At 44.3% G+C, this 13318-nt stretch carries 7 protein-coding genes; all 7 read left to right on the top strand.

What is annotated here, in order from left to right; all coding sequences use genetic code 11:
* The first annotated feature begins 32 nt into the window (after nt 1–32).
* Nucleotides 33–953, top strand: a complete 921-nt coding sequence (locus ZOBGAL_RS10415; protein ID WP_046287869.1) for a hydroxypyruvate isomerase family protein — start codon at nt 33–35, stop codon at nt 951–953.
* 209 nt (nt 954–1162) lie between these two features.
* Entirely contained in the window at nt 1163–2677 is a 1515-nt protein-coding gene (locus tag ZOBGAL_RS10410) for a sulfatase family protein (RefSeq protein WP_013993561.1), read from the top strand.
* 588 nt (nt 2678–3265) lie between these two features.
* Entirely contained in the window at nt 3266–6385 is a 3120-nt protein-coding gene (locus ZOBGAL_RS10405) for a SusC/RagA family TonB-linked outer membrane protein (protein WP_013993559.1), read from the top strand.
* A gap of 16 nt (nt 6386–6401) precedes the next feature.
* Nucleotides 6402–7940, top strand: a complete 1539-nt coding sequence (locus ZOBGAL_RS10400) for a RagB/SusD family nutrient uptake outer membrane protein (RefSeq protein ID WP_013993558.1) — start codon at nt 6402–6404, stop codon at nt 7938–7940.
* A 178-nt stretch (nt 7941–8118) separates the two neighbouring features.
* The gene (locus ZOBGAL_RS10395) at nt 8119–9594 is read left to right on the top strand and encodes a sulfatase family protein (protein ID WP_046287867.1); all 1476 of its coding nucleotides are present in this window, start codon (nt 8119–8121) and stop codon (nt 9592–9594) included.
* Nucleotides 9595–9621: 27 nt separating this feature from the next.
* Nucleotides 9622–11427: an alpha-1,3-galactosidase-related protein gene (locus ZOBGAL_RS10390; protein ID WP_013993556.1), complete on the top strand. Its 1806-nt coding sequence runs from the start codon at nt 9622–9624 to the stop codon at nt 11425–11427.
* Nucleotides 11424–13316, top strand: a complete 1893-nt coding sequence (locus ZOBGAL_RS10385) for a right-handed parallel beta-helix repeat-containing protein (RefSeq protein ID WP_013993555.1) — start codon at nt 11424–11426, stop codon at nt 13314–13316. Before ZOBGAL_RS10390 ends, ZOBGAL_RS10385 begins: the two co-directional genes overlap by 4 nt.
* Nucleotides 13317–13318: the final 2 nt, after the last annotated feature.

Here is a 13318-nt window from a genome sequence, read left to right as displayed (position 1 = left end):
CCACCGACCCGCACCATAGCAAGCACACCAAAATGAAGAGACGTAATTTTATACAGAAAGCGGCATTGTCCACAGGGGCGATTACCATGGGTTCTGGACTATCTTATGCCTCCACCCCGACACATCCAAAAGCCTCCAATAAATTCAAGCTGAAATATGCCCCTCATTTGGGCATGTTCGAACACCATGCGGGCAAAGACCCCATAGACCAATTGAATTTTATGGCCGACCAAGGTTTTACCGCCTTTGAAGACAATAAAATGCGCACCCGCGATGTCACCTTACAGGAAAAAATGGCGCAAACCATGCAAAAAAGGGGTATTGAGATGGGCGTTTTTGTAGCCGTCTTTTTAAAGGAAGGCCATGTAGCTTCCGGTGACCTGGAAAAAAGAAAGGCATTTTTAGCCCACTGTAAAGAATCGGTGGAAGTGGCCAAACGGGTCAATGCGAAATGGATGACCGTTGTTCCCGGCAACCTCGCCCCTAAAATAAAGAAAGGCTATCAGCAAGCCCATGTAGTAGAGACCCTAAAACAGGCCTCGGCAATTTTTGAACCCCACGGTCTCACCATGGTGCTCGAGCCCCTTAACTTTTTCAATCATCCAGGAGCCTTCCTGACCGATTCGCCACAGGCCTATGACATCTGCAAGGCCGTAGATTCCCCTTCGTGTAAAATTTTATTCGACATCTATCACCAGCAAATACAGGAAGGGAACCTCCTTCCGAATATGGAAGCCTGTTGGGACGAAATCGCCTATATACAAATGGGCGACAACCCGGGCCGAAATGAACCTACGACAGGAGAAATCAATTACTGGAATATCTTGAAATTCATTCACGAAAAAAACTACAATGGTATTTTAGGAATGGAACACGGAAACTCAAGACCCGGAAAAGAGGGAGAACAAGCCGTTATTGACGCCTACAAATCCGTCGATAGTTTTGCGCGTTAACCTTATAGAACATTGCCCCTACCTCCAGTATATGGGGTAGGGTGAATTTTGTCAAGAAACAGGTTGCACTTAGTAAAGCATTCACAATTTTATTTTTGTGTTAATTGTTGAGTTAGTTTAAAAAAAGCCGGAAGACCCATTTGCCCTCCGGCTTTTATGCTACTTCCAATATTTATAGTACTTTAAACATCATTATTAAGACCGACCCTATGAAAAGATTGCCGCTATTGATACTTGCCCTATGGGGGCTTACAAACACTCCCATAGCAGCCCAACAACCCAACATTGTAATCATTTATGCCGATGATATGGGCTATGGTGATTTGCAATGCCAAAACCCCAATTCAAAAATACCCACCCCGAACCTAAACCAACTGGCTTCCGAGGGTATGCGTTTTACCGATGCCCATAGTTCTTCCGGAATTTGCTCGCCCAGCAGATATGCCTTGCTCACGGGCACGTACCACTGGAGAAGGCAACATGGTATCGTGCAATCTTTTGGACCTCCCTTCTTTAACGAATCGGATGTTACCCTTCCCGAAATTTTAAAAACCAATGGCTATAAAACCGCCGCTATCGGAAAATGGCATTTGGGTTGGAACTGGAAATTCAAGAACGAACCTACGGGCGAGGTAGTGCAATGGAACAAAAAACGAAAGTTCTACAAACCCGAAGATATCGATTGGAGCGAACCACTTACGGGCGGCCCATTAGACCAAGGTTTTGACTATTATTTTGGTGATGGCACCATCAACTTCCCCCCTTACGCATGGATTGAAAATGACAAATTTGTTGAACTTCCTAGGGAAGTAATGGATGTACATAACGTAGGCTTTGATGTCAACGAAGGTGAATGGGAATTTAGGCCCGGCCCCAAGGTTAAAGGCTGGAACCCATACGAAGTACTTCCGACACTTACCAAAAAAACCGTCGCCTACATCAATCAGCAGGAGGCGGACAAGCCGTTCTTTCTTTACTTGGCCCTTCCTCCCCCCCATGCCCCGATTATTCCGAACGAAGAATTTATCGGCAAATCAAAAGCAGGCCCCTATGGCGACTATATGTTTCAAACCGATTGGGTTGCCGGTCAGGTTATGAAAGCCTTAAAGGAGAAAGGTCTTGACCAAAACACCATCGTTATTTTCACTGCGGATAACGGTCCGGAAAAATATGCTTTTGAACGTGCCGAAAAATACGACCATTTCAGCATGGGTGATTTTAGAGGCCTAAAACGCGATGTTTGGGAGGGGGGCCACCATGTACCCTTCATCATTAAATGGCCCGGTAAAATCAAGGCGGGAGCCGTTTCACAAGAGGTAATATCACAAGTGGATATCATGGCGACCCTGGCCGAAATCACAGATGCCCAGCTTCCTGAAAATGCAGCTCCCGACAGCTATAACCTATTGCCCCTCCTCAAAGGAAAAAAATACAAAAGCCCGTTACGCGAGGCTACAGTTCACAACACCTTCGATCATGTATGGGGACTTCGAAAAGGGAAATGGCTTTATATCAACAAACCTTCGGGAGAGCATTCCAAAATGCCCGAAACCTTTAAAAAATTAAGAGCTTATACAGATTTCGACACGCCTGCATTGCTGTTCAACATGGACAAAGATGCCGAACAAAGAAATAATATTTTTGAGGCGCACCCCGAAGTAATTCAGGAAATGGCCACGATTTTAGAAACCTATAGAGACCAAGGGTATTCGGTAAAACGCTAGACAAAACTTCCTAATGGTTCAATTGCTTTTGAACGAGGCAATACGATATCGGTCAAAGTAATTTCAAATGCATTTTGTATGGAAACGTATGATTACCCATTCCTGAAAAAATATGGGGAAAGTCGATTTCAAAATATTCCCGTTAAAAAAAGGGGCTGCCGTGGCAGCCCCTTTTCGTTTACCCCCTAACCGCTTCCGATTACACTTTGGTTTTTATTCCATTTTCTTCTTCATTATTGCAATCGACCCCATTATTCTTTTGTACGCATAAAACACACACTTTAAAGTGTTTGACCCTATACAGAATCCGCGACCGACCGATTTCCCCCCTCAAAAAAAACGGAACACCCCCTCTCCGAAATATTTGATTTACAGACAGATACAAAAAATACACTCAAAAGACAAAACCTCTTTTTTTTATAATATTTTCACTAAGTTTCACATATATTTAACTTTTTTATTAAATAATTAACACGTAATCTAAAGATTTTACGTCGATAAAATAGACGATATTTCTGAAACAGACTGAAACCAAACCAACCATCCATCTTTATTTTAACATTTTAAAATCAACTTAAAAGTTCACTTATGAAGCGAGATCAACTATTTATTAATTGGAAACATACGCTTAGGATAAGCGTATCATTCTTGATGTTATTTCTTATAACATCAACTATTTATGCCCAAGACACTACCGTTAGTGGTACGGTGGTAGACCAAACCGGTTTACCCTTACCTGGGGCCAACATCTTGGAACAAGGAACCTCAAACGGTGTCACTGCCGATTTTGACGGAAATTTTTCCATAACCGTTAAAAGCCCCAATGCCGTATTAACGGTATCATATATAGGGTTCTCAACACAACAAATCGCCACACAAGGCCAAAAAACCCTAAAAATAGTGATGCAAGAAAACGCTGCAGGGCTAGATGAGGTCGTGGTAGTAGGTTATGGTACACAAAAGAAAAGCGACCTTACCGGATCGGTAGGCTCTATTTCCGCCAAAGACCTACTCAAGGCGCCCATTACCAAAATCGGGGCAGGTCTACAGGGAAAGATCAGTGGGGTAAATATTCAACAAACCACGGGAGCACCAGGTCAAAAAATGAAAATACGTATCAGAGGGGGAAGTTCCATAAACTATGGCAACGAACCTTTATATGTAATCGATGGCTTTATAGGGGCCGATATTTCAACCATCAACCCTAACGACATCGCCACGATAAACTTTCTAAAAGATGCATCCGCAACAGCCGTGTACGGATCAAGAGGTGCCAATGGCGTGGTCTTGATAACAACCGTCGCCCCGAAGGAAGGGCCCTTAAAGGTTACTTTCGATTCCAATATCTCCATGAGTTCCATGGTCAATAAATACGAGATCTTACCCATCGACGAAATGGCCGAACTTATGAACGAGCAACAAGCTTCGCTCAACAAATCCCCTTACTTTTCAGCTGAGGACATTGCCGGTTTTAGGTCTAAAGGCGGAACCGACTGGGTCGACCTTATCACACGCCAAGGATATAAACAAAACTATTCCTTGAATCTTACGGGCGGCTCTGAAAATTTAAAATACTTTTTCTCCGCCAACCATTTAAACGATGAAGGCGTTATAAAAAATTCATTTTATAGAAGAACTTCCATCCGTTCCAATATATCAGGAAATATTGGAGAACGTATCCAATTTAAATTTAACACCTATGGAACCCATATCGAATCCCAAGCCAATGGAAGGGGTACGGGCGGTACGGCAAACCCAATCGGTAATGCCGTGATATTCCCCCAAATGTGGGAGTCGCGTGACGCCAACGGTGAATTTATAGATGGAACCACCTATAATGGATATAATGGGGCTTTTCTTGTGGGAAGACTCATAAACCCCGAAATGCAGGTTAGGCAAAACCAAGAAACCCTCAATGATAAGATCACTTCCAACATTGACCTTAACATTGATGTGGCCAACCATTTGACCTTATCGCTAAGTGCCGCCGGAAGCCTCTCAATGAATTATCACGGTCAGCGAACCCTACCGGACTTTATCAACATAAGTAGAGACAACATTACCGCACAACAAGCCTACGGCAGAAACAATAGCTGGTTGGCCAACAGTATTCTTACCTATGAAAACAACTTTGGCGATCACAACCTGAAAATATCGGGCGTATATGAGTTTTCAAAATCGATAAACCGAAACAATACGGCCACCGTCGGCAATCTTTCCACCTTAGCCAACGAATGGCACCTTTTGGCCAATGGCTCTCCCTCGTCACTTAATTCAGGCTATGGTACAGGAAAACTCCGTTCGTATATGGGACGTCTTAATTATAGTTTTAAGGACCGTTACCTACTCACAGCTTCTATGCGTGCAGATGGATCGTCTCGATTTAACGCCGACAACAGATGGGGTTATTTTCCCTCAGCTGCTTTTGCATGGAGGGCTTCCGAAGAAAATTTCCTTAAAACCTCCGACTTCGTAAGCAACCTGAAATTTAGGTTAGGTTTCGGTTCCGTGGGGAACCAAGCGGTCGGTTATGGAACCATTCAACAAACATTTGCAGCTTCCGATAGTGGAGACGGACGTAATTATGGTTGGTACCAATTAGACAATGGGGAATCCGTTCAAGGGGTCGTGCCCGGCTCTATTACCGATAAAGATTTAAAATGGGAAACCACCACCTCCTATAACGCCGGTATCGATTTCGGTATTCTAGACAATAGGTTAACCGGTACCATAGATGTCTATTCAAAAAAGGCAACTGATGTAATCATCGCTAAATCCATACCCCGATATACCGGTCAATCCTCCATTACCGACAATTTTGCCGATATAGACAACAATGGTATTGAAGTGGGCCTTAATTGGAATATCGTGAGCAAAGATGATTTTCAATGGAGTGCGTACGCCAATTTCTCAAAAAACAAAAATATCGTTCAAAACCTAGGCCAATCGGGAGGTGAATCCGTAGAAGAAATTTTTATCGCCAATGAAGAGCCCATAGGCATATGGAGCTTAGTTGGGGGCAATAATAAATTCATTGTAAGAAAAGGTGAATCTATGGGCTCGTTCTACGGATTGAAGGCCATAGGTATTTGGCAAGAAGATGAGGCTGTAGAAGCCGATTCGTATAGCTCCAGACCAGGTGAAGTGCGCTATGAGGACATAGACAACGATGGAGCCATATCGGCGGAAGACCGACAAATTATCGGTAACGCTTCTCCCGATTTTACGTATGGACTTGGTACAAGCATCGCCTACAAAGGCCTCGACCTTTCCATACAATGTATTGGAACCGTAGGTAATGATATCTATAATTGGACGGACAACAGGTTGAACTATGGTATTCTTTCAACGGATTACAGAAATAGGTGGTCACCTACCAACACCTCATCTACCCAACAGGTGATGCCTTATGGAACGGACTACTCCCTTACCTATGTCGTAAGCCAGTATATCGAAAAAGGCTCCTTCTTCAAGATCAGTAACATGACCCTTGGGTACAACATACCCGATAATACAACCGACGCCCTAGGGCTCAGTAGTATCAGGCTATACGTTAGTTCAGACAATATACTGACTATCACCAATTATTCTGGTCTAGACCCTGAAGGTTCGAGTACGGCACTATCCAGTGACTCCCAATCAGGTGTCGATGCCTTTTCATACCCATTAACAAGAACTATTTCCCTCGGACTCAAAGTAAGTTTTTAATCAAAAAACAAAGAAAATGAAACGAATTTATAATACATATACAGTACTCTTTGCCTTCATTATCCTTCTAGGATTTGGAAGTTGTGAAAAGTTAGACGAAGGATCGGACGGGGTAGTTGCCTCATCGACGTTCTATTCGGACGAAAACACATTAGATGCCGGTATAATAGGCATCTACGGCACCCTACGTAGAAATACTTGGGGCTTAGATAATTATGCACATTTCACGGGTGCGGATGACCTAACCTCAAGATTGGGCAGCAACAAATGGCTCGTTCTTGAATCGGACCAATTTGCAAGGACTGCAGGTAACTCGTGGGCTACCAATGATTACAATGGGAACTATCAAACCATTCTGGCCTGCAATAGCTATATCGCCGATGCCCACCCAGAAGGTGTAGAGGAATCCGTAATAAACGCGGCCCATGCCAACGCCTATTTTATTAGAGGCCTATGCTATTTCAGACTTGCAACAAGTTTTGGCGATGTGCCTATGCCTTTGGATCCCGTTCCAGACCTGGAAATTCCATTAACCCCTATGAGAGAGGTTATGGCCCAAGCCATCAAAGATTTTGAGTTCGCCATTAAATGGGCCGTTAACGAGAGAGATTCCAATCCCACGATATCGAACGGTAGGGTTTCAAAAACTGCGGCCAAGGCCTTCTTGGCGAAAACATATATGCAGTTGACCGGCTATCCCTACAATGAAGCGGATAAATGGGAGCAAGTAAAACAACTGACGGGTGAAATTATTGCTGACGGCGTTTATTCCCTAACCGATGATTTTGCCTATAACTTTCAAGATCCCCATCAGATCAACAAGGAAGTCATTTTTGCCCATATTATGTCTAAGGAATCTTGGCCAATAATTACCCAAAACAGGGTATATGGTTACAGATGGGCCAACTGGATGGACTTGTACATGGAGTGGACCTATTTTAACAATTTCCCTGAAGGCTACCGAAAAGAGTTTTGTACCGCTACAGAGGGAAATCAGTTCTTTGAAGAATTCAAAAACCCTATAGTCACCAAGTATACCTGGGGTACACCGGCCCCCAATTCAACCGATCCCCTTGACCTGGTCGTTGAACATACATGGGAAACCTCCAACGACCGTATTGCCATGCGTTATGCGGAAGTTTTACTAATGCATGCCGAAGCCGCTGCAAATACAGGAGACCTAGCTACCGCCTTGGAAGAATTGAACAGGGTCAAAAGAAGGGCCTATGCCAAAGGAGCGACCAAACAAGCCGAAGTAGCCGCCTTGGAACCCGGATTTTGGATGACTCCCGACCCGGCCATCGACTATACACTTGCCGAACTTTCAACTCCCCAGTTGATGATCGATGCGATCGTTAACGAAAGGGCCTATGAATTCTTAGGGGAAATTAGCGGCAACCGCTGGTTAGACTTGGTCCGTTTAGAAAAAGTTGCGGAAGCGAATGCCACGCGTGATGCAAGGGAGGTTCCCTTAATCGGAGATCCCGCCGACAAAAACCTATGGTTTACCCCTATTCCCGCTACCGAAACTACACTAAACCCTAACCTAAACTAAGGCCTTAGCCTTCACCCTATTTAGTCTAAAAGTCATTCCTTTCATCGGGAATGACTTTTTCTCTATAACCACATTTGTACTCCCAAATACATTTCATAAACCCTTGCATACATAGAAATCAAGAATATATATCTACTTTGTACGGCAATGCCTTATGTTTCAAAATCAAAGACATACCATGACCTCAAAACTTTTTACCCCAGTCCTTATCTTTCTTTTACTATTTGTTGGCTGTACCACCAAAGACAAAACAAAAGACCTTGCTAAAAAAGACGCGAAAAACACATCGCCCAACATCATTCTCTTTGTTTCCGACGACCATGGCACAGATGCTATCGGCGCCTATGGAAACAAAGTGATCAAAACCCCCAACCTAGATCAACTGGCCGCCGAAGGTGTACGTTTCAACAATGCCTATTGCACCAGTGCAAGCTGTGCCGCCAGCCGATCGGTTATACTCACCGGTCTATATGGGCACGCTACCGGTTCGTACGGACATGTACACGACTATCATCACTTTAGCAGCTATGATAATGTTAAATCCCTGCCCGTCCTACTGGAAAAAGCAGGTTACGAAACGGCTCGAATAGGAAAATACCACGTTGCCCCCGAATCGGTTTACCACTTTCAAAAAGTATTGGAGGCCGACCCACGGAATACCGTAGAAATGGCCGAGAAGTGCAAGGACGTCCTTAATTCCGAAAAACCTTTCTTTCTCTATTTCTGTACAGACGACCCCCACCGTGGCGCCCCCTTTCAATCGGACCCTTGGTACCTTCCCAACAGTTTCGGCAATAAGAAAGAAGGATACGAGGGCGTAGAGACCGTTACCTATGACCCCAAAGATGTGGTCGTACCCGATTTCCTTCCCGACAGCAAGGAAACCCGAGAAGAAATAGCACAATACTACCAAAGCGTTTCAAGAATAGACCAAGGTTTTGGAAAGCTCATGAAAATGCTAAAAGATACGGGCAAGGACAAGAACACCGTAGTCATCTATATTTCAGATAACGGCATGGCCTTTCCCGGTGCCAAGACTACCGTTTATGAGCCGGGCATTAAATTGCCCTGCATTATAAAAGGCCCTCTGGCCGGCCTGAAGGGTGGTTCTGTCAACAACGCCCTTATATCGTGGACCGACCTTACTCCCACCATCTTAGATATGGCGAACGTCAGCTATGACTCCAACGCCTTTCATGGTAAATCGTTCAAAAAAATACTCGCCGAGGAAAACCCAAAGGGATGGGATGAAATCTATGCCTCCCATACCTTCCACGAGATTACCATGTACTACCCCATGCGGGTAGTCAGGGATAAAAACTTCAAACTTATCCGCAATATCGCATGGCGTCAAGAATATCCCTTCGCATCGGATCTTTGGGCCGCATCTACTTGGCAGGAAGTATACCGAAGCGAAAAAGAATACTTTGGAAAACGCAAGGTCAAAGACTACCTCTTCAGACCTGAATTTGAATTGTTCGACCTGTCAAAAGACCCCAGTGAAAGCCATAATTTGGCGGATGACACAAATTACAAAGACGTTCTAGAGGCCTTAAAAGTCAAAATGAAAGCTTTTCAAAAAGAGACCAAAGACCCTTGGCTCATTACATGGGACCACGACAATTCTTTACAAGGCACCGGAGTTAACCTCTAAGCACAAAACCGACATTTTTTTAGATCTATGAAATCAACATATGTATTCGTAATATTCCTTTTAGGGGTATTCCACCTTACGGCACAACAAACCATTCAATTTCAACCCGATGCCGAAGATATGACCCCCGTGGTCCGTAAAGCCTTAGAGAATGTGAGCGATAAAAACCTGACCTTGGTTTTTGAGACAGGGGTTTATAAATTTTTACCAGATTATGCCACCCAACGATATTCGTATATCACCAATCACGGCAATGGATTAAAGAATATTATTTTTCTGTTGGAGGATTTTGATTCGGTTACCATTGAAGGCAATGGGGCCGAATTTATCTTCCACGGCCAAGTAGCCCCTTTTCAGTTCAAAAACTGCAAGAAAGTCACGGTAAACGACCTCAGTATAGACTGGGATATCCCTTTTACCTTTCAGGGTGAAGTAGTTGCAGTGAACGAAAAGGAAGGCTGGCGTGATATCAAGCCCTTCACCGAGGGCTATTCATGGAAACTGAACAACGGGCGGATCCTTTTTCCCGATATAGACGGCTTCGTCTTCCCCGAAATGGGAAGCACCTTGGCCTTTGACCCCGAACACAAGCGGGTGGCCCATGGCGCTTGGGACATGAGCAGTAGACCACGTTGGGTTGAAAAACGCCCCAATGGAACGCTTCGTTTTTACGAACATTTAAAGCAATACCCTTCTGTAGGCTCCATCCTCCATTCAAAGGGGGACCATGACCATAACCGATATGCCCCGGCCTTTCAGGTGACCTCGTCACAAAACATCCTCCTAAAAAACATAAAGGTCCACCACGCCCTTGGAATGGGCTTCTTGTTCGAACGAACCGAAAACATTACAATCGACAATTGCGGCGTGTATGTACGAGAAGGGTCTGACCGTGTGGTCTCGACCATTGCCGACGCCACACATTTTGCCAACTGTAAAGGTGATATCCTTATAGAAAACTGCACCTTTAAACACATGCTTGACGATGGTACGAACGTACATGGCACCTATGTGGTCGTCGACCGGATCATTGACCAACGGACGGTAAGGGTAGCACTCCAACATTTTGAGCAAATGGGATTCGAATTTGCCGCTCCCAATGATGAAATCTGGTTTATACACCAACCGAACCCCAAAAGAGGTTCGGTTCATACCGTAGCTTCGGTATCGGTAGTAAACGACAAGTATATCGACCTTTCCTTTAACGACGGACTCCCCCCGGAATTGGCCGTAGGCGATATTCTGGAGAACAAAACCTGGAACCCTACCTTCACCATGCGCGGCTGCACCGTTAAAGACCACAGGGCCCGAAACATTGTACTGAAGACCCCTTTAAAAACGGTTATCGAAAACAATAATTTCTCTTCTATGATGTCTTCCGTTTTCTTTCGCGGAGAAAGCTTTTTCTGGTTCGAAAGCGGCGCGGTACAAGACGTACTCATACAAAACAACAATTTTGAATATTGCGCCTATAGTGGTATGGAACACGCCGTTCTCTATATTACCCCACGTCTAGGCAAGGGCTTTGACCAAAATATTCGCTATGACCGAAATATCCGCTTCGTGAACAACCGTATACAGACCTTCGGAAACCGTATCGTATGGGCCGATCGGGTAGACGGATTGGAGGTCTCGGGCAATACCATTATTCAAACCAAGGATGCCCCCGAGCTATACCCGAACGCCCCCATGTTCGAAATCACCAAGGGCAAGGCCACTAAGATTATAAAGAACAGTTATTCGGGCACAAACGAAAACATCATCAAAAGTGATCCGACCTCGACCAAAACACTGCAAACAAAAAACAATAAAGGCTTTAAAATCAAAAAATGAAGAATACATCTCCCTATAAAAACCTTATCGCCCTAACCCTATGTCTTGTGGGTATTATGGGATTTTCACAATCGGCATCCCTCAACGAAAAAGTACTTTTTAAAACCGATATTGCCGATGATGCCACCCCTGCCCTTCTAGCACGGATACGTCAAGCAAAAGACCATCCTATTTCCCAAATAAAATTTGAAAAGGGCACCTATCACTTTTATCCCGATAAGGCTTTTGAACGCTTTACCCGCATCTCGAACCATGACGACGTAATGGCAAAAACGGCCTTGCCCCTTCTCGGTTTTAAAGACCTAGTAATTGATGGTCAAGGTTCAACCTTTATTTACCATGGCAGAATGATCCCTTTCTTAATTGAAGGCTCTGAAAACATTACGGTGCAGAATGTTACTATAGATTGGGCCATGCCTTTTCACAGCGAGGGTACTATAGTAGCTAACGACGAAAAAAACAACACTTTTGACATCCATTTTTCAGATGAATATCCGTATGAGATTAGGAATGAACAACTCATCTTTCTAAAAGAATACTATGAGCACGACCTTGGCCAGTCCATTCTATACGACCCCATAAGAAATGCTATTGCCTTTGACACAGAAGCGTACACACCCATCACAACGATACGTAATTCAAAGACGCAGCGCAACTTCGATAAAATAAAATACAAATACAAAGTTGACCCACGCTCTAAAGTAGAAAAAGTAAGGGGCAAGGAAGATAATTTAAGGGTAAAAGAGATAAAACCTGGTACCGTTCGCATATACAATCACAGAAAAAAACTGCCGCCCGTAGGCATGATCTTGGTCTGTAAAGGCGACCAAAGCTTAAACCGGTTGGCCCCTGCCTTCCGTATTTCCGGAACCGACGGTTTTAACGCAAATAACGTAACGGTAAACCATGCCGGCGGTATGGGCCTGATCGCCGAAAACTCATCGGACCTCATCTTAGATGGTTTTCATGTAAAACCCTCCCATGGTAGAATGGTTTCCACCTCTGCAGATGCCACCCATTTCGTGGGATGCCGCGGGAAAGTGGTACTAAAGAACTGCACCTTCAACAATCAGTTGGACGATGCCACGAACGTACATGGCACCTATCAGGAAGTAGTGGATATCTTAAGCGAAAACAGCATTGGGGTCAGAATGGGGCATGCACAGCAACAAGGCTTTCCTATCGGCACCCCAAATGACACCATAGGCCTGGTTCGCCTGTCCGACTCCTTTTTTGCCTATGACCACTTGACCCTGAAAGCCATTGAAAACATCAATGGGCGGTATCAGATCGTTACTTTCAATGAAAAGCTTCCCGCTACCCTAAAAGTAGGTGACCTAATCGAAAATTTGGAAGGCTACCCCGACCTATTGGTCCAAAATTGCAACATTAGCCGTAACAGGGCACGTGGATTATTGATTTCCAACCCTAAGAACACCTTGATAGAAAATAACTTTTTCAGTACCGAAATGGAAGCTATCTTAGTACCTGTAGAGAGCAGTCATTGGTTCGAGTCGGGCAATGCCGCTAATTTGGTCATCAGGAACAATACCTTTCAAGACAACCAACACAGTGGGTTCAATAGAGGGGTCATACGTTTCGTAACCGATGATGACAATGATAACATTGCCTTTAAAAATATTGAGATCACGAACAACACCTTTAACCAATTCGACAATCTGATCCTTGAGATTTCAAATGTAGACGGATTATTGTTCGAAGGGAATAAAATCACCAATTCGGGAACCTTCCCTATGCTACATCCCGAGAATCCGGCGATAAAGGTGAAAGCCTCCAAAAACATCGTGTTCAAGAAAAACGGTTATAAGGGCAAGGCCAAGCCTATCTTAGAAAAAGACGAAAGCCAGCCTAAGTTGAAGTTCAAATAAAA

It is taken from the genome of Zobellia galactanivorans, from assembly GCF_000973105.1.
Lineage (GTDB): Bacteria > Bacteroidota > Bacteroidia > Flavobacteriales > Flavobacteriaceae > Zobellia > Zobellia galactanivorans.
Note: the sequence above shows the minus strand (reverse complement) of the source record. Positions and strands in the feature narration are given on the sequence as shown.

Excerpts from the sequence above, each read along its gene's own strand:
- ZOBGAL_RS10415 (WP_046287869.1), top strand. The coding sequence starts at position 33 with ATGAAGAGACGTAATTTTATACAGAAAGCGGCATTGTCCACAGGGGCG.
- ZOBGAL_RS10410 (WP_013993561.1), top strand. The coding sequence starts at position 1,163 with ATGAAAAGATTGCCGCTATTGATACTTGCCCTATGGGGGCTTACAAAC.
- ZOBGAL_RS10405 (WP_013993559.1), top strand. The coding sequence starts at position 3,266 with ATGAAGCGAGATCAACTATTTATTAATTGGAAACATACGCTTAGGATA.
- ZOBGAL_RS10400 (WP_013993558.1), top strand. The coding sequence starts at position 6,402 with ATGAAACGAATTTATAATACATATACAGTACTCTTTGCCTTCATTATC.
- ZOBGAL_RS10395 (WP_046287867.1), top strand. The coding sequence starts at position 8,119 with ATGACCTCAAAACTTTTTACCCCAGTCCTTATCTTTCTTTTACTATTT.
- ZOBGAL_RS10390 (WP_013993556.1), top strand. The coding sequence starts at position 9,622 with ATGAAATCAACATATGTATTCGTAATATTCCTTTTAGGGGTATTCCAC.
- ZOBGAL_RS10385 (WP_013993555.1), top strand. The coding sequence starts at position 11,424 with ATGAAGAATACATCTCCCTATAAAAACCTTATCGCCCTAACCCTATGT.